This is a genomic window from Devosia sp. (assembly GCF_036563435.1).
GTDB lineage: Bacteria > Pseudomonadota > Alphaproteobacteria > Rhizobiales > Devosiaceae > Devosia.
The window spans coordinates 337552-361579 of the sequence record NZ_DATCMJ010000018.1; the positions used below are offsets into that span (position 1 = coordinate 337552).

At 63.5% G+C, this 24028-nt stretch carries 23 protein-coding genes; 13 read left to right on the plus strand and 10 right to left on the minus strand.

Annotated features, from left to right (window positions below; all coding sequences use genetic code 11):
• Positions 1 to 16 precede the first annotated feature (16 nt).
• On the plus strand, positions 17 to 1888 hold the full coding sequence (locus tag VIL88_RS14135; protein ID WP_331989926.1) for an ABC-F family ATP-binding cassette domain-containing protein: 1872 nt from the start codon (positions 17 to 19) through the stop codon (positions 1886 to 1888).
• 68 nt (positions 1889 to 1956) lie between these two features.
• The gene (locus tag VIL88_RS14140; protein WP_331989928.1) at positions 1957 to 2796 is read left to right on the plus strand and encodes a DUF4344 domain-containing metallopeptidase; all 840 of its coding nucleotides are present in this window, start codon (positions 1957 to 1959) and stop codon (positions 2794 to 2796) included.
• Here VIL88_RS14140 and VIL88_RS14145 read toward each other — a convergent pair.
• The 3 genes from VIL88_RS14145 to VIL88_RS14155 are packed head-to-tail and all read right to left on the minus strand — an operon-like array spanning position 2793 to position 5340.
• Positions 2793 to 3410, minus strand: coding sequence for a YitT family protein (locus VIL88_RS14145; RefSeq protein WP_331989930.1), 618 nt, complete (start codon positions 3408 to 3410; stop codon positions 2793 to 2795). The genes VIL88_RS14140 and VIL88_RS14145 overlap by 4 nt on opposite strands.
• Complete coding sequence (locus tag VIL88_RS14150) at positions 3407 to 3853, minus strand: DNA polymerase III subunit chi (RefSeq protein WP_331989932.1); 447 nt, start codon at positions 3851 to 3853, stop codon at positions 3407 to 3409. Before VIL88_RS14150 ends, VIL88_RS14145 begins: the two co-directional genes overlap by 4 nt.
• Before the next feature lie 8 nt (positions 3854 to 3861).
• Positions 3862 to 5340 (minus strand): leucyl aminopeptidase, encoded by a 1479-nt coding sequence (locus tag VIL88_RS14155; protein WP_331989934.1) that lies wholly within the window; start codon positions 5338 to 5340, stop codon positions 3862 to 3864.
• 184 nt (positions 5341 to 5524) lie between these two features.
• On the opposite strand from VIL88_RS14155, the gene VIL88_RS14160 reads away from it, so the two are divergent.
• The 6 genes from VIL88_RS14160 (at position 5525) to rsmA (ending at position 12879) form a co-directional block, all read left to right on the plus strand.
• Positions 5525 to 6595 (plus strand): LptF/LptG family permease, encoded by a 1071-nt coding sequence (locus tag VIL88_RS14160; RefSeq protein ID WP_331989936.1) that lies wholly within the window; start codon positions 5525 to 5527, stop codon positions 6593 to 6595.
• The gene (locus VIL88_RS14165; protein ID WP_331989938.1) at positions 6592 to 7662 is read left to right on the plus strand and encodes an LptF/LptG family permease; all 1071 of its coding nucleotides are present in this window, start codon (positions 6592 to 6594) and stop codon (positions 7660 to 7662) included. Before VIL88_RS14160 ends, VIL88_RS14165 begins: the two co-directional genes overlap by 4 nt.
• A gap of 8 nt (positions 7663 to 7670) precedes the next feature.
• The gene (locus VIL88_RS14170) at positions 7671 to 9983 is read left to right on the plus strand and encodes an LPS-assembly protein LptD (protein WP_331989940.1); all 2313 of its coding nucleotides are present in this window, start codon (positions 7671 to 7673) and stop codon (positions 9981 to 9983) included.
• A gap of 93 nt (positions 9984 to 10076) precedes the next feature.
• Positions 10077 to 10976: a peptidylprolyl isomerase gene (locus VIL88_RS14175; RefSeq protein WP_331989942.1), complete on the plus strand. Its 900-nt coding sequence runs from the start codon at positions 10077 to 10079 to the stop codon at positions 10974 to 10976.
• Between the two features lie 44 nt (positions 10977 to 11020).
• Complete coding sequence (gene pdxA / locus VIL88_RS14180; RefSeq protein ID WP_331989944.1) at positions 11021 to 12019, plus strand: 4-hydroxythreonine-4-phosphate dehydrogenase PdxA; 999 nt, start codon at positions 11021 to 11023, stop codon at positions 12017 to 12019.
• The gene (gene rsmA / locus VIL88_RS14185; RefSeq protein WP_331989946.1) at positions 12016 to 12879 is read left to right on the plus strand and encodes a 16S rRNA (adenine(1518)-N(6)/adenine(1519)-N(6))-dimethyltransferase RsmA; all 864 of its coding nucleotides are present in this window, start codon (positions 12016 to 12018) and stop codon (positions 12877 to 12879) included. The genes pdxA and rsmA overlap by 4 nt, the downstream gene beginning before the upstream one ends.
• A 103-nt stretch (positions 12880 to 12982) precedes the next feature.
• On the opposite strand, the gene gmk is transcribed toward rsmA, so the two are convergent.
• The 7 genes from gmk to fabD all read right to left on the minus strand — a co-directional run bounded on the left by gmk (position 12983) and on the right by fabD (position 19286).
• Positions 12983 to 13621 (minus strand): guanylate kinase, encoded by a 639-nt coding sequence (gmk, locus tag VIL88_RS14190; protein ID WP_331989948.1) that lies wholly within the window; start codon positions 13619 to 13621, stop codon positions 12983 to 12985.
• An 11-nt stretch (positions 13622 to 13632) separates the two neighbouring features.
• Positions 13633 to 14517, minus strand: a complete 885-nt coding sequence (locus tag VIL88_RS14195) for a YicC/YloC family endoribonuclease (protein WP_331989950.1) — start codon at positions 14515 to 14517, stop codon at positions 13633 to 13635.
• The gene (mltG, locus tag VIL88_RS14200) at positions 14514 to 15620 is read right to left on the minus strand and encodes an endolytic transglycosylase MltG (RefSeq protein WP_331989952.1); all 1107 of its coding nucleotides are present in this window, start codon (positions 15618 to 15620) and stop codon (positions 14514 to 14516) included. The genes VIL88_RS14195 and mltG overlap by 4 nt, the downstream gene beginning before the upstream one ends.
• Positions 15621 to 15779: 159 nt before the next feature.
• Complete coding sequence (fabF, locus tag VIL88_RS14205; protein WP_331989954.1) at positions 15780 to 17048, minus strand: beta-ketoacyl-ACP synthase II; 1269 nt, start codon at positions 17046 to 17048, stop codon at positions 15780 to 15782.
• A gap of 24 nt (positions 17049 to 17072) precedes the next feature.
• On the minus strand, positions 17073 to 17309 hold the full coding sequence (locus VIL88_RS14210; protein ID WP_331989956.1) for an acyl carrier protein: 237 nt from the start codon (positions 17307 to 17309) through the stop codon (positions 17073 to 17075).
• A gap of 232 nt (positions 17310 to 17541) precedes the next feature.
• On the minus strand, positions 17542 to 18279 hold the full coding sequence (gene fabG / locus VIL88_RS14215; protein ID WP_331989958.1) for a 3-oxoacyl-[acyl-carrier-protein] reductase: 738 nt from the start codon (positions 18277 to 18279) through the stop codon (positions 17542 to 17544).
• Positions 18280 to 18335: 56 nt separating this feature from the next.
• The gene (gene fabD, locus VIL88_RS14220; protein ID WP_331989960.1) at positions 18336 to 19286 is read right to left on the minus strand and encodes an ACP S-malonyltransferase; all 951 of its coding nucleotides are present in this window, start codon (positions 19284 to 19286) and stop codon (positions 18336 to 18338) included.
• 338 nt (positions 19287 to 19624) lie between these two features.
• Between fabD and rpsF the strand changes: the two genes are divergently transcribed.
• The 5 genes from rpsF to VIL88_RS14245 all read left to right on the plus strand — a co-directional run bounded on the left by rpsF (position 19625) and on the right by VIL88_RS14245 (position 24025).
• Positions 19625 to 20041 carry a 30S ribosomal protein S6 gene (rpsF, locus tag VIL88_RS14225; RefSeq protein WP_331989962.1) on the plus strand — a complete coding sequence of 139 codons (417 nt, stop codon included), beginning with the start codon at positions 19625 to 19627 and terminating at the stop codon, positions 20039 to 20041.
• A 19-nt stretch (positions 20042 to 20060) separates the two neighbouring features.
• Positions 20061 to 20315, plus strand: a complete 255-nt coding sequence (rpsR, locus tag VIL88_RS14230) for a 30S ribosomal protein S18 (RefSeq protein ID WP_046169334.1) — start codon at positions 20061 to 20063, stop codon at positions 20313 to 20315.
• A 246-nt stretch (positions 20316 to 20561) separates the two neighbouring features.
• Entirely contained in the window at positions 20562 to 21134 is a 573-nt protein-coding gene (gene rplI / locus VIL88_RS14235) for a 50S ribosomal protein L9 (RefSeq protein ID WP_331989964.1), read from the plus strand.
• 119 nt (positions 21135 to 21253) lie between these two features.
• Positions 21254 to 22366: a hypothetical protein gene (locus tag VIL88_RS14240; protein ID WP_331989966.1), complete on the plus strand. Its 1113-nt coding sequence runs from the start codon at positions 21254 to 21256 to the stop codon at positions 22364 to 22366.
• A gap of 174 nt (positions 22367 to 22540) precedes the next feature.
• Complete coding sequence (locus tag VIL88_RS14245) at positions 22541 to 24025, plus strand: replicative DNA helicase (RefSeq protein ID WP_331989968.1); 1485 nt, start codon at positions 22541 to 22543, stop codon at positions 24023 to 24025.
• Positions 24026 to 24028 lie beyond the last annotated feature (3 nt).

Below are 24028 nucleotides of genomic sequence, written 5' to 3' on the forward strand. Positions count from 1 at the left end.
CCCAGATTGCCCCGCCATGCTGACCATCAATAACCTGACCTATCGCATCCAGGGCCGAGAGCTGTTCGAGGACGCCTCTGTGGTGCTGCCCACCGGCTCCAAGACAGGGTTCGTCGGCAAGAACGGCACTGGCAAGACCACTTTGTTCCACCTGATCCAGGGCCATATCAGCCAGGATGCGGGATCGCTGGAGCTGGACAAGAAGGCGCGGATCGGCGCGGTGGCGCAGGAAGCCCCGGCCGGCGACGAAAGCGTGCTGGACGTGGTGCTGGCGGCCGACAAGGAGCGCACCGCCCTTCTGGCGGAGGCGGAAACCGCGACCGACCCGCACCGGATCAGCGACATCTATACCCGCCTTGCCGATATCGACGCCTATTCGGCCGAAGGGCGCGCCTCGTCCATCCTCAAGGGCCTGGGCTTCGAGCAGGACCGGCAGAATGCACCGACACGGGAGCTATCAGGCGGCTGGCGCATGCGCGTGGCCCTGGCGGGCGTCCTGTTCTCTCAGCCAGACCTGCTGCTGCTCGACGAACCGACCAACTACCTCGACCTTGAAGGTACGCTGTGGCTCGAAAAGTATCTGGCCACCTATCCCTATACGGTCTTCATGATCAGCCACGATCGCGACCTCCTCAACAAGTCGGTCAGCTCGATCATCCATCTCGAGCATCGCAAGTTGACCTTCTACAAGGGCAATTACGACACGTTCGAGAATACCCGCCGGCTGCAGATGGAGCTCAACAACAAGAGCCGCGAGAAGTCGCTGGACCAGATCGCGCATCTGCAGAAGTTCGTCGATCGCTTCAAGGCCAAGGCCACCAAGGCCAAGCAGGCGCAATCGCGCATGAAGATGATCGAAAAGCTCAAGCCACCGACGGCGATGTTCGATGAATATGCGGCGCCGTTCCGCTTTCAGCAGCCCAAGGACGAGCCCCCTACCCCCATGATCACCATGGACAAGGTGGCAGCCGGCTATGGCGACAAGACCATTCTGCGCAACGTGACGATGCGCATTGACCCCGACGACCGCATCGCGCTGATCGGCGTCAACGGCAATGGCAAGTCGACTTTCGCCAAGCTCCTGGCCGGCGACATTCCGGTGATGGACGGCACGCTGCGCAAGGGCAAGAAGCTTGAGATTGCGCATTTCGCGCAGCACCAGATGGACAAGCTCAAGCCGGAATGGACCCCGCTCGAGCATATGGTCGACCTCATGCCGCTCGACAACGAGGCGCGGCGGCGGTCGCGTCTGGCGCAGATGGGGCTGACCACTTCGCGCATGGACACCAAGGCCAAGAACCTGTCCGGTGGCGAGCGCGCGCGGCTTCTGATGGGCATCATCACCTTTGGCGGGCCCGGCATGATGATCCTCGACGAGCCGACCAACCACCTCGACATCGACTCCCGCGACGCCCTGGTGCATGCGCTCAACGATTATGAAGGCGCAGTGCTGATCATCTCGCACGATCGCCACCTGATCGAAGCGACCTGCGATACGCTGTGGATCGCCGAGGGCGGCACGATCCGGGAGCTGGACGAGGATCTCGACAGCTACCAGCGCAGCATCACCTCCACCAGGGAGCCCAAGAACGGCGGCGGTGGGAGTAAGGGCGCGGCCAAGCTCAGCAAGCAGGAAGCGGCGACCAAGCGCGCGGAAGTCGCGCCGCTCAAGGCATCCATCAAGGATGCCGAGACCAAGATCGCGCGGCTCAAGCGCGAGATCGAGAAGGTTGATGCGCAACTCGAAGACCCGAAGGTCTATAACGGTCCGGCCGACAAGCTGATCGCCCTGGGCAAAGACAAGGCGCGGTTTTCCGCCGATCTCGAGGCGACGGAGGAAGCCTGGCTGACGCTGAGCGCCGAGCTGGAAGAGGCGGAGCGGGGATAGGCGCGGAGGTTGACATAGGCCCACCTTCAGGCTCCATTTGCCCGGTCAAGATCGGCTGGAAGCGCGCCATGTCCTTGTTCAAGAAGCTGCTTCTGCTCGTGGCGAGCCTGTCGATGCTGGCCAGCGCGGCGGCGGCGCAAGACCTGACCAAGCAGCAGCGTGCCGAGCAGCGGCGCTTCGCCGCCAATAACAGCCTTTTCGTTCTCTACCACGAGATGGGGCACCTGCTGTTTCACCAATTGGAACTGCCCATCCTTGGTCGCGAGGAGGATGCCGCCGACAATCTCGCCACCTGGACGCTGCTGCGACAGGGCACCGAGCGTGCCGAGCAGGTGCTCGAGGACGCCGCGGAAGGATGGCTCCTTTCCGGGATCGCCTATGACAGCGGCGGGGACGAGAGCGACTATGCCGCGGCGTATAGCCTCGACAAGCAGAGGGCCTATCAGATCGTCTGCCTAATGATCGGCATGGATGAGCAGGCCTATCGCCCAATCGCCAACGAGTACCGGCTCGACCGCGATCGCCGGGAAAGCTGCTACTGGGACTATGAAACCGTCGACCGATCGCTGGACCGGCTGCTCGACCAAGGCAGGGTCAAGAAGGGCGGAACGGATGTGGTTGTCACCTACCATCAGGTGGGCGGGCGGCTGAAGGTTGCCGCCGATGCGTTCCGCGACAGTGGGGTGTTCGATGAGGTCGCCGACGAATTGCGCACGCGCTACAAGCTGCGCGAGCGGGTGGAGTTCAATGCACGGCGCTGCGGCGAGCCCAACGCCTTCTATGATCCTGAAAAGCTTGAAGTAATCTTCTGCTATGAGCTGATGCAGGACTACATGAACCTTTATGCCAGTGGGCTCGAGGAGGAGTTCCGCGACGTGCCTACGGGCAAGCAGAAGCGGAAGCGCTAGCTGAAGCCGACATAGCGGCCGGGTTTGTGATTGGTGGCGATGATCATGTTGAGGACCAGGGCGCCCAGGATCGAATAGAGCACGCGATCGAGCGGAAGAACGAAGAAGGCGCAGACCAGGATGACGGCATCGACAGCGAGCTGGAAGTAACCGGCGCGAATGCCGAAGTTTTCCTGCAGATAAAGGGCCAGTATATTGATGCCGCCAACGCTTGCCTTGTGGCGGAAGAGAGACAGAATACCTAGCCCCATCAGCCCGCCGCCAAGCAATGCTGCGAAAAGGGGGTGGATGCTGGTGATGTCGATCCAGTCCGGAATGTGGCCGGAGAAGTAGGACACGAGCGCTACGGAAGCGACTGTCTTGAGGGCGAAGGGCCAGCCCATGCGCAGTACTGCCAGGACGTAGAACGGCAGGTTGATGGCAAAGAACAGCCAGCCGAAGGGAATGCGTGTAACATATTGAAGCAACAAGGCTAGTCCGGCGGAGCTGCCGGTGGTCAAGGTCACTTCGGCGTATAGGACGATGCCGAAGGAGACCAGCATGGTTCCGATCAGGATGGCGAAGATGTCTTCGTCCAGGCGGTGGCGGCTGGGGGTGGCGAGATCGGGCGTCATGCCTTTTTGACCCACCGCCCGTCGGGCTCCTGCTGCCAATATGTCAGCATATTGCTATCCTTGAGTGCACGCCAGGCAAGGCGCGCTTCGGCTACTGCGTCGGGGTCATGGCCCGAGAACATGTAGACGATCCGCTCATAGCCTTCGACGGACCTGGGCACGGCCCGGTCGACAAAAAAGCGGCACGCCGCGCCATTGGGATTGTCGCTGCCGGTGGTGAGGAGAATGGGCTGGTGCGCCTCCACGTCGTCGCCAGCGATGCCATGGGGCAGGAAGCTGTCGTCGCGGAAGGTCCAGAGATGAGCGTCGAGCGCCTCCGCGCGTTCGGTGGACCCCACTTCCACAACGGCGCGCCAGCCGCGCTCGAGCGTCTTCTCCAGCAGCTGGGGAAGCACGACTTCGAGCGGGCGCGGTTCGAGATGGTAGAAGAGGATGTCGGGCATGGCGTGGCCTACTGCTCGTAGTGATCCCGAACCAGCCGGTCGAGCAGGGCCACCCCGAAGCCGGGCGCCCAGGAGGTGTTAACCTCATTATTGCCGGCGCCGAAGGCCGTGCCGGCGATGTCGAGGTGGGCCCAGGGCACGTCGTTGACGAAGCGCTGCAGGAACTGAGCTGCGGTGATCGACCCGGCAGGACGGCCGACGGAATTGCGGATGTCGGCGAACTTGGATTCGATCAGCTTGTCATAGGCTGGAGCCAGCGGCATGCGCCACAGCTTCTCGTTGGCCGAGAGGCCCGCACCCAGCAGGCGGGTCGCCAATTCGTCGTTGTTGGAAAAGAGGCCGGCATGCTCATGGCCAAGAGCAACGACAATGGCGCCGGTCAGCGTGGCCAGGTTGATCATGAAGCGCGGCTTGAAGCGATCCTGGGTGTACCAGAGCGCGTCGGCCAGCACGAGCCGGCCCTCGGCGTCGGTATTGATGACTTCGATCGTGGTGCCGCTCATGGCCTTTACAATGTCGCCGGGGCGAACGGACTTGCCCGAAGGCATGTTTTCGACGAGGCCGATGACGCCCACGACATTGACCGCAGCCTTGCGGGTGGCCAGACCCAGCATGAGGCCGGTGACGGCGGCGGCACCGCCCATGTCGCCCTTCATGTCTTCCATGGACGCCGCGGGCTTGATGGAAATACCGCCTGTGTCGAAGACCACGCCCTTGCCGACAAAAGCAAGCGGCGCCTCCCCTGCCCGGCCGCCGTTCCATTGCATGACGACGACCCGCGCGGGGCGGTCCGAGCCCTGTGCCACGCAGAGCAGCGAGCGCATGCCGAGCTTTTCCAGCGCTTCCGGTTCGAGAATCTCGACCTCGACGCCAAGCTTGGCAAGTTCGGCGGCGCGGGCGGCGAATTCCACCGGGCCGAGGACGTTAGCGGGCTCGTTAATGAGGTCGCGGGCAAGCAGCGTTCCGTCGACGGTAGCGCCGCGGTCGGCGATGGCGCGGTCGACAGCAGCCGGATCGGCGACGTGGAGCGTTACGTCGAGCGCGCCGGGAGCATCGTCGCTGCGGGCGGACTTGTACTTGTCGAAACGGTAGTGGCGCAGGCGCAGGCCGGCCGCGAGTTCGGCGACAGCGGCGGGGCTGGCACCGGCTTCGTCAATGATTACAGCCACCTTGTTGGCACGCGTTGCCGCGACCTTGGCAAGGAGCGAGCCGCCGCGATCGGTCCAGCCGTTGAGCGGCGTGTCTGCCGGCTTGCCGGTGCCCAGAACCACGACGCGCTTACCGCCGGCGCCGAGGATTTCCAGGGCCTGTCCCTGTTTGCCCTTGAACGACGCTGCGGCCGACGTCTCCTGCCAGGCGAGGCCAGTGGCGGCCCAGACCGATGCGCCGGCACCAGCGGGGGCGGCGTCTTCGGCGGCATAGATGAAGGTGGTCGTGGCATGGACCTCGCCCAGCGGCGCGGTGCGGATGGAAATGGTCTGGGACATCAAAAGCCTTGGTGGCAGAGGCGCGAAAGGCGCTGCGAATAAGATGCTTTACATTGAGGTCTTTACCGGCCGCGTCAATCCCGCAACAGGTCGTGGGCAAAGCGACCGGGCCCGAGCAGGCGGCTTGAACCGCAGGACAAACTGCACCAAGGTCCGCCGCGCCGGGGAGACCTCTACGTCCAGCATGAAGAAACTGACCGCCTATCTTGCGCGCCTGTTCGTGGTCGATGCCATCATTCTGTTCGGCGTCGTCTGCTTCCTGCTGTGGCTGGTCAATTGCCTCCGCTCGTTCGACGTCATTTCGGTCAAGGGGCAGAGCATCTTCACACTGGCAGTGCAGGCCCTGCTGACCATGCCGCCGCTGGCCATTTCGTTTTTCTATATCTGCATCGGCATCGGCCTGACGCGAGCCTTGCAGGCACTGCAGAACAATCGCGAGCTCCACATTATCCACACCAGCCATGGGCTGAAGTCTCTGTGGGGCGCGACGATGATCGTGATCGGCGCGGGCGTCGTGGGCGTGCTGCTGCTGTCGAACTTCGTGGAACCGGCCGCCAACCGGCGCCTCAACCTCCTCAATGCCAGCGTGGCTGCCGACCTGGTGAGTTCCTCGCTGCGGCCGGGGCGCTTTACCCAGATCACGCCGGGCGTGGTGCTGCTGATCGGCAGCCGCGAAGGCGATGGCGAAATCCGCGAGTTCTTCGCCGATGACCGCCGCGATCCGAAACTGCGGCAGACCTATATCGCCGAGACGGCGCGCGTGGCGGCCTATGGGGAAGACTATGTGCTCGAATTGCGCAATGGCACGCTGCAATATGCCGCCGCGGATGGCCGCTTCTCGCAGATCGCCTTTGCCCGTTACGACGTCAGCGTCGACCGGCTGTCGCAGGCGGCGGGCTGGAGCGACCCGATCTATGAGACGGATACTGTAACCCTCTTGGCACAGGCCTGGGCCACGGGAGACTGGAACCAGCCGATGCTGCTTCTCGTCGCAAACCGCATGGCCGAGGGATTGCGGGTGATCGGCATCGCCATCATGGTTCTGGCCATGCTAGGTTTTCCCAGTGGCAAGCGCACGCGCTTTGCCGTGCCCATGGAGGCGGTCGTTATGCTGATCGCCTTTGGTGAGCGGGGAATCAGCGCCTATAGCCCGATCGGCACGTCTACCGGCGCGCTGCTGCTGATCGTGGTGGCGGGCATTGCCCTGCTGCTGCGCATCCGGCCGCGGCCCATTCCTTTGGCGGCGCCGCTATGAACCGCATCGACTGGGTTGTTCTAAGGCGCGTGGGCAGCCGCATCGCCGTAACGGTGCTGGTGTTCTATGGACTCATCGCGCTGGTGGAATCGCTCGACACCTGGCGTTTCAACTATGTGAAGGACCAGCACGGGCTGCCGAGTGCCATGCTGATGGTGGGGATGAGCGCGGTCAAATGGACCATCAAGACCCTGCCGGTGACGGTGCTGATGGGGGCGATCCTGGGCTTCATCGACCTCAAGGCGCGTCACGAGCTCACCGTCATCCATGCCAGTGGCGTTTCGATCTGGCGCACGGTGCGGGCGCCGGTGATTGCGCTGGCCCTGGTCAGCCTCGCCATATCGCTGGGCCTTGAAACCGTCAGTACGCAGGTCAATCGGCAGCTCTATCCGACCCCGCCCGGCCAGGTGACCATGGCGACACCGGCCGGCGAGATCTGGCTGCAGCAGGGAAGCGGAGATACGCGCTATGTAATGATGGCGACCGGCATGCAGTCGGGCGGTGAGTCCATGGGACAGGTGACGATCTTCCGGCAGGACAGCACCACCGATGCCCGCATCGAGGCGCCCGAAGCCATACTCGAAAAGGGCCATTGGCGGCTGCCGGTGGCGACCATCCGCAATCCGGAAAGCCCGCCACGGATCGTCAACGATTACCTCCTGCCGACGAGTTCGACGCCGGCCGAATTGCGGCTGAAGCTGGCATCGACCGAAGACATGACTTTCTTCGAGTTGGTAGGACTGCTTCGTGCCGGTGTGGCCGACCCTGCGATTCGCACAGCCGGGACCATGCGCTTGATTAAGCTCCTGGCATTGCCGCTGGTGCTGACGGGTTCCCTGTTCATTGCTTTTGCGTTTACTGCGGGTTATCGAAGAAGCTCTAATTATGGTCCAGCGGTCCTTTACGGGGTCGTGCTGGGATTTGTCGTGTTCGTGATTACCGAGATGGCTGACCGTGCCGGGTCGACCGGCGTTCTCAACCCAACGTTCGCGGCGATCGGACCGGCATTCGTGGCCATCGTTATTGGCGTAACGGTGTTGCTGCACAGAGAAGACGGGCGCGCGTGAAGAGTGTTGTGAAAAGAGCTGGTTCGCCCCGCCGCCTGCTTGCCGGTGCTGCGCTGGCACTCGCCCTCGCGACGGGCGTGCAGGCGCAAGGCATCCTACCGCTCGACTTTTTCAATGCGCCGGTTGACCCCTCCGCCCCCACGGAGGTGGATGCGAGCACGCTGACCTTCGACAGCGCCGCCAACGTGATTACCGCCAATGGCGACGTGGTGCTGCGCCAGGGCGGCTATACGCTGACAGGGCAGAAGCTGGTCTATGACCGCGCCAGCGAGCGCCTGAAGTTCGTCGGTGCGGTGACGGTGCGGGACCCTTCGGGGAACCTCGCCGAAATGGCGGACCTCGATGTCACCGGCGGCATGAAGCAGGCCTTCATGAATGCGCTCACCATCACCTCCTATGACGGTGCCCGCGTCACCGCCGACAGCGCCGACTACGACGAAGCGCTGCGCACGATTCTCGAGAAGGCCAATTACGCGCCTTGCGGAGAATGTATCGATGAGGACGGCCGGTGCATCGGCTGGTCGGTCAGCACGTCGCGCATCACCTACAATGCCGAGGATGGGTCGCTCTATATGGAGCAGCCGACGCTGTCGCTGCTCGGCATACCCGTGGCCTGGCTACCGTTCCTGTGGCTGCCGGACACGAGCGAAACGGCACTGGCGAACCTGCGCATGCCGACCTATGGCTATAGCGAAAAGACCGGCCATAGCCTGGTTATCCCCTACCATGCCTATCGGTCGCCCTGGACCGACGTGATCCTGACGCCGACCTTCATGACGCGCCAGGGCTTCCTGCTTGGAGCCGAAGTGAACCAGCGGTTCGAGACCGGGGCGATCCAGGTCAAGGTTTCGGGCATTCGCCAGATGGATAGCTCTGCCTTTGTAGGGGACGGCCGGCAGGACTGGCGCGGCGCCATCCAGACGGCAGGCGAGTTCCGCCCGTTCCAAGACTGGACGGTGGGCTGGAGCTATTCGACCTTCACCGATCCCTCCTACCTTTATGACTACCGCCTGGACCTGGCCAAATCGAGCATCAACCAGGTTTATGCCACGCATCTGACCGACGACACCTATCTCGACATGCGGGTGCAGCAGTTCAACCAGATCGGCGAGAACGTGCAGTGGTCGGCGCAGGACGGCCAAGCCGCGGCCATCCCCAATGTGCGCTTGGACCATGTCGAGCGGCTGGCCGAAGGCTTCGGGCAGATCGACATCAGCGGGCGACTCCTTGGCGTGCAGCGCAAGGCAGACCAGGTCGCGACTTATAACGGCGTGCCCTATGTGTTCGGTTATGCTGGCAACAAGCAGCATGCCAGCGTGCAGGCCGGCTGGCAGACGCAGTGGATCGGCGCCGGTGGTTTCGTAGCGACGCCCTATCTCGGCGGGCGGGCGGATTTTGCTTATTACGAGCGCCAGGGCGCCTTCACGGCGGGAGCGCAATATCCGGCACCGCCCGGCGCCACCTCGCTGTGGAGCGCGACCCCGATTGCGGCGATGGACGTGCGCTACCCCATGGCGGCGAGCGACGGTTCGACCGTGCACCTGATCGAGCCGATCGGGCAGTTGGTCTATCGCGGCTCCAATACGAGCCTTGTCGGCATCACCAATGACGATGCGCAAAGCTTCGTCTTCGATGACACCAACCTCTTCAGTTACAACCGTTTCAGCGGCAACGACCGCCAGGAAACCGGTACGCGGCTCAATGTCGGCGGGCGCTACCAGGCCAACTTCATCGATGGCGGCTATGTCGAGTTCATCGCCGGGCAATCGTTCCATCTGGGCGGGGTCAATGCCTTCGCGACGGCCGATCATGCGCAGACGGCGGTCGGGGGCGGCTTGAGCGGCAATGCGTCCTATGCCGTGCTGGGCGCCTATGCGGGGCTATCGCAGGGCGTCAAGGCGGGCGGCAAGCTGCAGATCGACCCCAACGACAATCTCCGCATCGCCCGCGCCTCCCTGTCGGCCAGCTATGGCAAGGATGGCTATGGGGCGACGGCCAGCTACAACTATATCGCGCCCAATCCGGCCGCCGGCGCCTTCAAGACGTTGCACGAAGTGGGCGGCAGCCTGACGGTCCCCGTGGCGGAATACTGGTCGCTGCGCAGCCACGCCTACTGGGACCTCGCCGGCAATAGCTGGCTGCAGGTGGGCGGCGGCGTGACCTATGACGATGGCTACCTGCAGATCGGCGCCGATGCGAGTCGTAACGGTCCGACGCACACTTCCCCCGACGCGACCACCGTGACCGCCTCGTTCCGCATCAAGGCACCGGCCGGGCTCAATGTGGGTTATGCAGGCGCCGTTCCCCTGCCCAGCAACTAGGCTGGCAGATTTTGGCCTTAATCATGGGGCAATTGACAGCGCGCTGTTCCCGCAGCATTGAGTGCGGGTGGTTTGACGCGAGGCGAAGTAACGATGGCCAAGACGATTTTGAGGCGCACTGCGGGCGCCATGCTCATGGGCGCGATGCTGCTGCTGGCGCCTGCCATGCCGGCCATGGCGCAATCCACACAGGTCACGGTGAACGGTACGCCGATCACCGACTTCCAGGTGGCGCAGCGGCAGCGGCTGTTTGCCCTTGAGGGCAATAGCGGCGGCGCCAAGGGTGCGCTGGAGCAGCTGATCGACGAAGCCATACAGATCGCCGAAGCCAAGCGGATCGGCGTCACCGTCTCCAATGCGCAGATCGACGAAGCCATGCTGCAGATCGCGCGCAACATGAAGATCAGCCAGGACCGCCTGGTGGCCACGCTGCAGCAGGGCGGCGTCGGCATGGAAACGCTGCGCGACCGCCTGCGCGCCGCCATCGCCTGGAATGCCGTCACCGAGCAGGTGATCATGCCGCAGGTGCAGATTTCCGAGCTGCAGCTCGACCAGGAAGCGGCCAACAAGGTCCAGGAATACCAGACCTTCGATTACATCCTCAAGGAAGTGATCTTTGTCGGCAGCGGTTCGAGCGGGCGCTCGGGCCAGGCCAACAGCTATCGTTCCAAGTTCTCCGGCTGCGACACCGCGGTGGACCTCTCGCTCGGCTTCACCGATGCGGCCGTGATCGATGTGGGCCGCCGCCATGCCACCCAGCTGCCCGAGGCCGTGGCCAAGGAACTGGCCGGCCTCAATGTCGGCGGCATCACCAAGCCGCGCGTGGTGGAAACCGGCGTCTCGATGCTGGCGATCTGCGAAAAGACGCAGGCAGAGGACCTGACCTTCATCAAGAGCGATCTTCGGGCCGAGCAGGGCAATGACGCGCTGGGCGGGCAGGTGAAGGACTATCTGGCCGAACTGCGCAGCCGCGCCAAGATCATCTACAACTAGTACCGAGGGCCCGCAGAGCGGGCCCTTTGCTTGATGGGGGCCGCATGGATAGACCGCTGGCGATCAGCATGGGTGAGCCGGCGGGGGTCGGCCCCGACCTGGCGCTCGCGCTTTATGCGCGCCGGGATGAGCTGGGACTGCCCAGCTTTTGCCTGTTCGGACAGGTGGACTTTCTTCGGCAGCGCGCGGAGCGGCTCGGGCTCGACCTTGCGATCGAAGCGGTTTTGCCTGCTGACGCCGAAGGCTGTTTCCCCAGGGCGCTGCCGGTGGTGCATGTGGACGGGCTTGTTCCGGACAAGCCCGGCGAAGTGTCGCCGGTTTCGGCAGGTGCGGTGATCCGCTCGATCGAGGATGCGGTTGCCGCAACGCTCACCGGGGAATGCCGGGGGCTGGTGACGGCGCCCATTCACAAGGCGGCGCTCTACAATGCCGGGTTCAAGCATCCGGGGCATACCGAGTTTCTGGCTGAACTATGCGCCACGGGCGGGACGCCGCGCCTGCCGGTGATGATGCTGGCGCATGGGGCGCTGCGGGCCGTGCCCGTCACCATCCATGTGCCGATCCGCGACGTGCCGGAGCTTTTGACCAAGCAGCTGATCGTGGACACCGTGAGGGTGCTGGCACAGGACCTCAAACGCCGCTTCGGTGTCGAGCACCCACGGATCGGTGTTGCGGGGCTTAATCCCCATGCGGGCGAAGGCGGCGCGATCGGTCGCGAGGATCTCGAGATCGTGGGTCCGGCGGTAGCGCAGTTGCAGTTCGAAAAGATCGGCGCCGAAGGGCCCCTGCCCGCCGATACGCTGTTTTATCCCCTCCATTGGTCCCGCTACGACGCCGTGGTCGCCATGTATCATGACCAGGCGCTGATCCCGATCAAGACAGTGGCCTTCGAGGATGCCGTCAACGTCACCCTGGGCCTGCCGATCGTGCGGACCTCACCTGACCACGGAACCGCCTTTGATCTTGCCGGGACGGGCCGCGCTTCACCTGCCAGCTTCCTGGCCGCGATCCGCATGGCCGATGAGATGACTGCCAGCCAATGAGCCAGATCGACAATCTCCCTCCCCTGCGCGAAGTGATCGCGGAGCACGGTCTACGCGCCAAGAAGGAGCTGGGGCAGAACTTCCTCCTCGACCTCAACCTGACGGCACGCATTGCGCGCGTTGCCGGCACGCTGGAGGGCGTGCGGGTGATCGAGGTGGGTCCTGGGCCTGGCGGATTGACGCGGGCTCTGCTGGCCGAGGGCGCACGCGAAGTGATCGCCATCGAGCGCGACCCGCGCGCGCTCCCGGCCCTCGCGCAGATCGCCGAGGCCTATCCCGGGCGGCTGACAGTGATCAGCGGCGATGCGATGGAGATGGATTACAGCACGCTGGCCGATGGGCCGACGCGCATCATTGCCAACCTGCCCTACAATATCGCGACGCCGCTCCTGACCGGGTGGCTGACGCTCGATCCCTGGCCGAGCTTCTTTGAAAGCCTGACGCTGATGTTCCAGCGTGAAGTGGCGGAGCGGATTTGCGCCAAGCCGGGCGACGATGCCTATGGCAGGCTGGGCGTGCTGGCGGGCTGGCGCACGGAGGCGCGAATTGCCTTCAACGTCGGCCGGCAGGCCTTCGTGCCCCCGCCCAATGTTACCTCAGCGGTGGTGCATTTGGTGCCCAAGCCCGTGGGCGAGGACGTTACGGTCAAAAATCTGGAACACATCACTCGTGCAGCCTTCGGGCAGCGCCGCAAGATGGTGCGGCAGAGCCTCAAGGCGGCCGGCGTGCCGGTGGACGGTCTGCTGGCGGTCGCTGGCCTCAAGGGTGATGAGCGGGCGGAAGAACTGCCGGTCGAGGCATTCCTCGCCATGGCGCGGGCCCTGCCGGCGCTGCGGAGCCAACAACAGACCTCATCCTGAGCTGGTCGAAGGACGAGGTCGCGGCAATGATGGTGCAAGCGACCTCGTGGTTCGTCCTTTGGCAAGCTCAGGAAGCTCACCATGAGGTCTCTGCAAATTGCTCTCAGAGCGAGTCGATCTGGTTCTGCAGGTCTTTGACGAAGTTGTCGAGCTGCACCAGGCGCTCGCGCTCCAGGCGGGCCGCCGCGAGGATCGAGCGGACCTTTTGCGTCGAGGCTTCAAGGTCTTCGTTGATGATGATGTAGTCGTACTCGCCGTAGTGCTGCATCTCGATCTTGGCGTTGCGCAGGCGCTTCTCGATGGTGCCAGCGCTGTCCTGGGCGCGCCGCTCCAGGCGGGCGCGCAGTTCGCGGATGGTGGGGGGCAGGATAAACACCGTCACCATGTCGCGCCGGCTCTTCTCATAGAGCTGCAGCGTGCCCTGGTAATCGACGTCGAACAGGATGTCGTTGCCGGCAGAGAGCTGTTCCTCGACCCGAGCGCGCGGCGTGCCATAGAAATTGTCATGCACCTGCGCCCATTCGAGCAGTTCGCCATCGGCGCGCATGCGGTTGAAGGTCGGCACATCGACGAAATAGTAGTGCGTGCCCTCGACCTCGTCGCTGCGGCGGGCGCGGGTGGTGACCGAGACCGAGAGACGAATGTTGGGATCCTGCTGGAACAGTGAGCGGGAGATGGAGGATTTACCGGCGCCCGAAGGTGAAGCGATGACCAGCATGACGCCGCGGCGCTGAAATTCCATCGCCCTTGATCCTATTCGATGTTCTGAACTTGCTCGCGTAATTGATCGATCACCGCCTTGAGGTCAAGGCCGATGGCAGTAAGCTCCACCGCATTGGATTTGCTGCACAAGGTATTGGCTTCGCGATTGAATTCCTGCGCGAGGAAATCGAGCCGGCGCCCGACGGCGCCCCCGCCCTGAATCAGCTGGCGCGCGCTGGCGATATGGGCGCGCAACCGATCGAGTTCTTCACGGATGTCGGCCTTGGCGGCGAGCAGCAGCGCCTCCTGCGCTAGGCGATCCTCGGGAATGGCGATATCGTCGGCCAGAGCCGCTACCTGCTCGCGCAGTCGCGCGAGAATGACATCGCGGCCGCGCGCGGGGTGTGCCTCGGCCCGCTCGACATGGCGCTCGACCTCGAGCAGCATGCCCAGCAGGACCGTCGACATGGCGCTGCCCTCCTGGCGACGCGCCACCGTCAAGTCGATCAAGGCGCGTGAGACGACATCGAGAATGGCCGCGTGGAGCGCTTCGTCTCCCTCACGGCCGGTGTCCCGCTGCTCGAGCACCCCGGGCAGAGCAAGGATCCCATCAAGGCTGGGCCTTGGCAGATCGAGCTCCTTGCCCAGCTCCTTGATCGTCTCCAGCACTGTTGCCAGGGCGCGCCGGTTGACTACCAGTTCCGCCCCTGCCCTGTCGCGTTCAACAGTCAGGCCGAGGGTGACCGAGCCGCGGGTCAGGATCTTGCCGATCAACTGCCGAATGTCGCCTTCGAGACTGTCAAAACCCGGGGCCAGGCGCAGCCTGACATCGAGCCCGCGTCCGTTGACCGACTTGACCTCGCAGGCAAAGGACGCGCCCGCGGCGGTCCCCACGGCGCGGGCATAGCCGGTCATGCTGGCGAGCGGCTGACTCACGGAGTGGCCTCGCTCGCCTCCTCAGCCTCCAGGGCCTGACGCGCCGCTTCGGCGTCAGCTTCGGCCTGTGCCGCGGCCTCGGCGGCGATGCGGCGATACTGCGCAACGTTGTCCTGATGCTCGGCATAGGTTTCGGCGAAGACATGGCCTTCGCTCGGGGTCGCGCCCTTGGCCACGAAGTAGAGGTAGTCGTGGGCATCGGGATTGGCGACAGCCTTCAGAGCCTCGACACCCGGATTGGCGATCGGCGTCGGCGGCAGGCCGTCGATCTGGTAGGTATTGTAGGGCGTCTCTGCTTCGATTTCGGAGCGCCTGATGCCTCGGTCCAGCCGCGACTGGCCCTTGGTGATGCCATAGATGATGGTCGGGTCGGACTGGAGCCGCATGCCTTCGCGAAGACGGTTCACGAAGACGGCGGCGACCTGCGGACGCTCGCTGGCGACACCCGTTTCCTTTTCCACGATGGATGCAAGAACCAGGAGCTCTTCAGGCGTTTCGAGCGGCAGGTCGGGATCGCGGGCTTCCCACGTGGCGGCAAGCTCGGTCTTCATCGCCTCCTGCATGCGGTCCAGCACGGCCTGGCGCGTTTCGCCGGGAACATAGTCGTAGCTGCCAGGAAGAATGGAGCCTTCGGGCGGAAGCGTGGAGATCTCGCCCACGATGTTGGTGTCGTCGTTGAGGCGCTGGATGACCTCCCACGAGGTCCAGCCCTCCGGAATGACGACAGCGTAGCGGATAGGATTGCCGGTGGTGAGTTCGTTGAGAATATCGGCCATGGAGGCGCCCGCCGGAATGCGGAAGTCGCCCTGCTTGATGGTGCCCGGCAGTTCGGCCAGGCGGCTGCCGACCTGGAAGATGTACTGATTGGAGATCAGACCCTGCTCTTCGAGCCGGGGCGCCAGCGATGACAGGCCGGAACCAGCCTCGACACGGAAGGTGGTTTCTTCCTGGAGCGGGCCATCGCCATAGAATTGCGACGCGCCATAGAGCACGACGCCGCCTGCGACCAGCAGGCCCAGCACAAGCAGCGACAGAAGGCCGTTCAGGATGTCCAGGAAACCATTGCGGGAGCGGCGGCGGCGCCTTGGCTTGCGGTCATTCATCGTGCTGGATCACCTTTGGGCCCGTTGCTTGGCGCGGCGGGACTTGTCACGGGTTTGAGTCAGCCTCATGGCCGGGCGCATTTTTGGCGTCGCGGCCGCACAAAAACAAGAGGCACACCGCCGCCAAGCGATGTGCCTCCCTATTCGTTCGTGGAAAAGTCAGGCGACCTTGCGCATCACCAGCGTGGCATTGGTGCCGCCAAAGCCGAAGCTGTTGGAGAGGGCCACGTTGATCTCTTTTTCGAAGGGCTTGTGCGGCACGAGATTGATCTCGGTTTCCACGGAAGGATTGTCGAGATTGAGGGTCGGCGGGGCAATGCCGTCACGCATGGCGAGGAGGCAGAAGATGGCTTCCACGGAACCGGCTGCACCCAGGAGGTGACCGATGGCCGACTTGGTGGAGCTCATCACCGCCTTGGGAGCGGCATCGCCGAGGACGCGGGTGACGGCGCCCAGTTCAAGCTCGTCGCCCAGCGGCGTCGAGGTGCCATGGGCGTTGATATAGTCGATGTCGGCGGCCGAGATGCCGGCGCGCTTGATGGCGGCGCTCATGGCGCGGTAGCCGCCCTCGCCTTCCGGCGCTGGTGCGGTGATGTGGTAGGCATCGCCCGAGAGGCCATAGCCGATAACTTCGCCATAGATCTTGGCGCCACGGGCCTTGGCGCGCTCGAAGTCTTCAAGCACGACAATGCCGGCGCCTTCACCCATGACGAAACCGTCACGGTCCTTGTCATAGGGACGCGAGGCGGCAGTGGGATTGTCGTTGAAGCCGGTGGACAGCGCGCGGGCGGCCGAGAAGCCGGCCAGCGACAGGCGGTTGACGCAGCTTTCGGCGCCACCGGCTACCATGACGTCGGCATCGCCCAGCGCGATCAGACGCGCCGCATCGCCGATGGCGTGTGCGCCGGTCGAGCAGGCGGTAACGACGGAATGGTTGGGACCCTTGAGGCCAAAGCGGATCGAGACTTGGCCGGACGCCAGGTTGATCAAGCGGCCCGGAATGAAGAAGGGGCTGATGCGGCGGGGGCCTTTTTCGTGCAGCGTGACGGAGGCATCATAAATGCCGCCGACGCCACCAATGCCCGAGCCGATCAGGACGCCGGTGCGTTCCTGCTCTTCCTGGGTCCTGGGCTCGACGCCCGCATCCTGAATGGCCTGCGTCGCCGCGGCCATTGCATAGACGATGAAAGGATCAACCTTGCGCTGTTCCTTCACCTCCATCCACTCATCAGGATTGTACTTGCCGTCGGCATAGTCGCCGAGCGGCAAGCGATGAGCGATCTGGCAGGCAATGTCATCGACCTGGAAATCATCGATGCGCTTGGCGCCACTCTTGCCGGCCAGGATATTGGCCCAAGTGGCTTCGACTCCGCACCCAAGGGGGGTGACAAGGCCGAGGCCGGTGACGACAACGCGGCGTAGTTCCATGGTCAATGTTTCTCCGCCGGCGGTTTAGCCGACAGCCTTGGTGAGGAAGGAGACAGCATCGCCGAAGGTCTGGATCGACTCGGCAGCGTCGTCGGGGATCTCGACCGAGAATTCTTCTTCGAAGGCCATCACCAGTTCGACCTGATCAAGGGAGTCTGCACCCAGGTCGTCGATGAAGCTCGCCTTTTCGGTGACCTTCTCGGCATCCACATTGAGGTGTTCCACAACGATCTTGCGGACCCGATCAGCGACATCGCTCATATTAGACTTCCTTTTTCGAAATCGAGGTTTCGTTTCGCTTCTTATTGGCGGAGTGCCAAATCTTCAAGCACCGTGTTAGCCGACGCGCCAATGTATGCGGGCATTAGGGCACCTGCAAGGCTGGCCACCACGGGTATTGAAGGCGGCGAGTAGCACAGGTAACGCCGGCGTTATAAGGCAGTTCCCCGGTTATCAACGGCTTTCAAGCCGTCCTTACCAAAGGAAGCAGCCGTCAGATCATCGCCATGCCGCCGTTTACGTTCAGCGTATGGCCGGTGATGTAGGCCGCCGCGTCGCTGGCGAGGAACACGGTGCAGGCGGCGACTTCCTGCGCGGTGCCCAGGCGGTTCGCCGGCACGGTGGCGAGAATCGCCTCGCGCTGCTTGTCGTTGAGCTCGTCGGTCATGGCCGAGGCGATGAAGCCCGGCGCAATGGAATTGACGGTGATGTTGCGGGAAGCGACCTCGTGGGCCAAGGCCTTGTTCATGCCGATGAGACCGGCCTTGGAGGCAGCGTAGTTGCCCTGCCCCGGATTGCCCATGACGCCAACGACCGACGAGATGCCGATGATGCGGCCCCAACGCTGTTTCATCATGCCGCGCAGGACGGCGCGATTGAGGTGAAAGGCGGCGGTGAGATTGACGGCGAGGACCTCGTCCCACTCCTCGTCCTTCATGCGCATGAAGAGATTATCGCGCGTGAGGCCGGCATTGTTGACTAAAATGTCCAGCCCGCCCATGGCTGCTTCGGCGGCGGGAACGAGTTTGTCGACCTCTTCGAGCTTGCTGAGATTGGCCGGCAGGATCGGGCATTCGGCGCCGATCTCCTTTGCCGTATCTTCAAGCGCGCTGACGCGGGTGCCGCTCAGGGCGACGGTGGCGCCGGCGGCGGCCAGCGCCTTGGCGATCTCGCGCCCGATGCCGCCGCTGGCGCCGGTTACCAGAGCACGCTTGCCAGTCAGATCAAACATTTAGTCCTCCCTTGCGGAGATAAGGATTCAAGCACTTGAAGGCTTGATTCAAGAAATCAGGCGGTCAGTTCGGCCACAAAGGCGTCGATATCGGCCGGCGTGCCGACGCTGTTGGCAGCGGCTTCGGCGTTGATGCGCTTGGCGAGACCCGTCAGCACCTTACCGGTGCCCAGTTCGGTCAAGTGCGTGACGCCGCCGGCGCCGGTCAGCCAGGTGACGCTTTCGGTCCAGCGCACGACGCCGGTCACCTGTTCCACGAGGCGCCGGCGGATTTCGGCGGGATCGGAGACGGGGGCGGCGAGGACATTGGCGACCAGCGGCACAACTGGGGCCTGCATCTCGACCTCGTCGAGAGCGGCGGCCATCGCATCGGCGGCGGGCTGCATCAGCGAGCAGTGGAACGGTGCGCTCACCGGGAGCAGCAGCGCGCGCTTGGCGCCCTTGCCCTTGGCGATCTCGACGGCCCGTTCGACCGCGGCCGTGGCTCCCGAGACCACGACCTGGCCCGGCGCGTTGTCATTGGCCACGTCGCAGACTTCACCCTGGGCAGCCTCGGCGGCCACCTCGCGGGCGGTCTCGAGGTCGAGGCCCAGGAGGGCCGCCATGGCGCCATGGCCGACGGGCACGGCCTTCTGCATGGCCTGGCCGCGGGTCTTGAGCAGACGGGCCGCGTCGGCGATCGAGAAGGTCCCGGCAGCGGCAAGGGCGGAGTATTCGCCCAGCGAATGGCCCGCCACAAAAGCTGCATGATCGGCAAGGCGGACGCCGCGCGCTTCCAGCACGCGCATCACCGCCATGCTGACCGCCATCAATGCGGGCTGGGCATTCTCGGTCAGCCGCAGGATGTCTTCGGGGCCCTCGAACATGATGGCCGAGAGGCGCTGCCCAAGGGCTTCATCCACTTCCTGGAAAACCGCACGGGCTTCGGGATAGCTCGCGGCCAGATCCTTGCCCATGCCGACGGCCTGGCTGCCCTGCCCCGGAAAGGTGAATGCGCGCTTGGTCATCGTCGTCCTCTTTTGCACAGTGTGGCAACCGCCGGGGCGGCTGTCCAGTCGCGGGGCGTGTGCCGAAAGGGTGTGGCGGAGTCAAGGCATCGGCGAGAGCAACACTCGGTCCAACGTGCCATGGTCCTTGCCTTCCCCACCCCTTTGCCCTATAGCGGCGCCAGCAATTCGTTTGGCCGGGGGCTGAACGGAGGGTTTGCCGTTGAAAACGGCGGATAGGGCCAAGGCCCGGCCTCCCGTGTTCCCGCTCTTTGCAAGACTGCTTTGACGCCTTTCCGGCTTCAAGGAGGCTCCGCGCCAGACGTTGCTGTGTTGAAACCACGAAGGAAGGCGCATCAATGGCCCTTTACGAGCATATCTTCCTGGCCCGCCAGGACGTTTCCCAGCAGCAGGTCGAAGAACTGACCGCTGCGCTGACCGAAGTCCTCGCCAATGGCGGCGGCAAGGTCACCAAGAACGAATATTGGGGCCTCAAGGGTCTCTCCTACCGCATCCGCAAGAACCGCAAGGCGCACTACACGCTGCTCAACATCGACGCAGCGCCGCAGGCCGTTGCCGAAATGGAACGCCAGATGCGTATCAACGAAGACATCCTCCGCTTCATGACCGTCCGCGTGGACGAGCTGGAAGAAGGCCCGTCGGCGATGATGCAGAAGCGCGACCGCGACGATCGTGATGGCGAACGCGGCGGCCGTCCCGGCGGCGACCGTGACCGTGGTGGCTTCGGCGGCGAACGCCGTCCGCGCCGTTTCTAATTTGAAGGACTGAACAGCTATGGCAATCAAAGACCTTACCACCGCCCAGGCCCGCCGTCCGTTCCAGCGCCGCCGCAAGACCTGCCCGTTCTCGGGCGAAGGCGCGCCCAAGATCGACTACAAGGACGTGCGTCTGCTGTCGCGCTATGTTTCCGAGCGCGGCAAGATCGTGCCGAGCCGCATCACGGCCGTTTCGGCCAAGAAGCAGCGCGAACTCGCCCAGGCGATCAAGCGCGCCCGCTTCATCGGCATCATGCCGTATGCCGTCCAGTAAGTTCGCTGGGCTGGCGATCTAGCGGCGGTTCGCTGCGCTTCCGGTGCTCACGTACTGAGGTACGCTCCGCTCCGGTTCTCGCAAACCACCACTATCTCATCCAGCCCAACGACTTCCTGTTTGGCCTACTGCCTTACAAGGTGCAGTAGGCTAAGTGCCCTCCACGGAGAGGGCTATCGCTGGGGTTCCGGATGGTCCGGGGCTCCTAACCGTTTAAGAGACGGGACAGCCACAAGGAATACCCAAATGAAAGTTATCCTGCTCGAGCGCGTGGGCCGCACCGGCTCCATCGGCGACGAAGTTTCGGTCAAGGACGGGTTCGCCCGTAACTTCCTCCTGCCCCAGGGCAAGGCGCTCCGCGCCACGGAAGCCAACCGCAAGAAGTTCGAAGCCGAACGCGCTCACATCGAAAAGCGCAACGAAGACCGCAAGAATGCCGCCGCCGGCATTGCCGAAGGTCTCAACGGCCGCGAAGTCATCATCATCCGCCAGGCCGGCGAAACCGGCCAACTCTATGGCTCGGTCGCTTCGCGCGACGTCGTGGAAGCACTGGCTGCCGACGGCTTCACCGTCCAGCGTTCGCAGGTGGACCTAGCCGACCCGATCAAGTCGGTCGGCATCCACACCGTGTCGCTGAATCTGCACGCCGAAGTGGCCGTGTCGATCACCGTCAACGTCGCCCGTTCGACGGACGAAGCCGCCCGCCAGTCGGCCGGTGAAGACGTCACCGTGACCCAGTACGACGAAGACGAAGAAGGCGACTTCGCTGCCGGCCAGAAGGACGCGCAGCAGGACGACCGCTTCGACGACGAAATCTAAGGCTAGCGCCAAGATCTCCTAAGGCCGGGCCATGTGCCCGGCCTTCTTGTTTGCCGTCACGCTTCTGTCACAGCAGTTTCCTGTAGTTTGCCATTGGCAGACGAACGGAGGACATCGACGTGCAACGCTTTTTAGCTGCAGGACTATTTGCTTTGGCAGGCGCCGCGCCTGCGGTCGCGCAGGGCTATCGCTACATAGATGATTTCGATTACGGGTCGCCAACTGCCGTGGCCGAGCAGTTTACGGATGCCATGGCATCCGCGGATTTCGTCAGCGCCTACTATCTTCTGTCGCCGGAAGCCAAAGATGCCTTTTACCAGGCAATCGCCTCAGGAAACTCGGCCTCCCTGTTTGCTGGCGTGGAGAAGTTCGAAGTGCCGGCGCTGATCGGCACCCGCGATGCGGAGCCAGACGTGCTCGATGACCTCTCTTTGGATTGGGCGCGCCTCTTCGACGACATGTTGGCCGGCGCTACCGAGAACGAACAGATGCCTTTCAGCTTCGCCGGAGGCGCCGTGGAGGTCGTTGCCGAAACAGAGGACGGGGCAGAGGCGGCAATAGACGGGGCGACAGACGGGCTGCGCCTGAGCCTCAAGGAAACGGAATGGGGAGAATGGCGCGTCGACAGCATTGCCTGGAACGATGGGACGTTCAGCCCAGGCTGGTCGATCAGTCCGGAAGCAGGCGCGATCCCGGCGGCAGAACTGCCATTCCCACGGACCTTTATCGACGAGATCGACTATTCGACGGCAGAAGCGGTTGCCGACGAATTCATCGCGGCCATGGCGGAAGGGGACTGGTATCGCGCCTATTTGCTGCTATCGCCAGCAGCCAAGCAGGGCATCCTTGCTCCGACTCAACCCTTGCAGATGCTGCTGCCCGGGATCGATACGGCGGACCTGCCGGGAACGGGTTTGTTCCGGCCGAACGTCGCGCGGGCTGACTCCCTAGCTCTCGATACCATGCGAGACACCGGTGTTGTCTTCGACCGGATCATGCTTGCCGGTGAAAGGCAGGGCGCGCTGCCTTTTGAATTCAACGGAGCAGAGCTGAAAGGTATTGTCGACAATGTCGCCACGGTGAAGACACCACAGGCGCCAGCGCTTCTATCCCTTCACATGCTCCAGATGAGCAACGGCCAATGGCGCGTCGACCAGGTGAGCTGGGAGGGTTCGAACCCATCTGCCAGACCATGGGGTGCCGGCAGCGTCGCGGACTCGTTCCGGAATTAGCCGCACGACTCGCCATGTTCATGCCCTGTTCCCGTGCAACACACGCTGGTCACATTCCCCGTTGTCCACAGTGTTCACAGGGTCTCCTTACGGTGCATTAACCAGGGTGCCGATAGGCCAAGACTCTTGCCCACACTGCGTGGTTAAGAAAGGTTAACAACCTCCCGAGGCACCATGGCAGAGATCGCGCGGCTCCATCCGGCTGAAGAAAAGTCGTTCCGTCTGGCGCCCCACAACGTGGAGGCGGAGCAAGCGCTGCTGGGCGCGATCCTGATCAACAACGACGCCTTCTACCGCGTGTCGGACTTCCTTGAGCCGGTCCATTTCTACGAGCCGGTGCACCGGGACATCTATGAGCTCGCTGGCAAGATTATCCGCGCCGGCAAGTCGGCCGATCCGACCACGATCAAGACCCACCTGCCCGACCAGCTGCTGCCCGACGTTACCATGGCGCAGTACCTTGCGCGCCTGGCCGCGGAAGCGACCACCGTGCTCAATGCGGCCGATTATGGCCAGGCCATCTATGACCTGGCCATCCGCCGAAACCTGATCCTTGTGGGCGAGGAAATGGTGCAGGTCGCCTATGAGTCGGATGTCGAGATGACGCCGACCAAGCAGATCGAGAAGGTCGAGGGCGAACTGTTCCAGCTGGCGGAAAAAGGCCGCTACGATGGCGGCTTCCAGGCCTTCTCCAGCGCGCTCAGCGCCTCGATCCAGATGGCGGGCGAAGCCTACCAGCGCGATGGCGGACTGTCCGGCATCTCGACCGGCCTTGACGACATGGACCGCCAGATGGGCGGCTTGCAGCGGTCGGACTTGATCATCCTCGCGGGACGTCCAGCCATGGGCAAGACCTCGCTCGTCACCAATATCGCCTTCAACATCGCCAAGGCCTATCGCAACGAAGTGCAGGCCGACGGGCACAACAAGACAACCAATGGCGGCATCGTGGGCTTCTTTAGCCTCGAAATGAGTTCCGAACAGCTGGCTACCCGTATCCTTGCGGAACAGGCGGAGATTTCCTCCTCCGACATACGGCGCGGCCGCATCCACGATTCGCAATTCTCCAAGCTCGTCGACGTCTCCAACATGATGAGCAAGCTGCCGCTCTATATCGACGACACCGGCGGTATCAGCGTGGCGCAGCTGGCGGCGCGTGCGCGGCGCCTCAAGCGGCAGAAGGGGCTCGATTGCCTCATCGTCGACTACCTGCAACTGCTCAGCGGCTCGACCAAGTCAGCCTCGCAGAACCGCGTGCAGGAACTGACCGAAATCACCACGACCCTCAAGGCGCTGGCCAAGGAACTTGAGGTGCCGGTGATCGCTCTCAGCCAGCTGTCGCGTCAGGTGGAAGCGCGTGACGACAAGCATCCGCAACTGGCGGACTTGCGCGAATCGGGTTCTATCGAGCAGGACGCTGACGTGGTGCTCTTCGTTTACCGCGAAGAGTACTACCTCAAGAACAAGGAGCCCAAAGAGGGCACGCCAGAGCATATGTCCTGGCAAGGGGAAATGGAAAAGGTGCACGGCAAGGCCGAAGTGATCATTGCCAAGCAGCGCCACGGTCCTACCGGGACGGTGCAGCTGAGCTTTGAGGCGCAGTATACGCGCTTCGGCAACCTGGCGCGCGCCGACTACCTGCCCGAACGCATGGAATAGTTT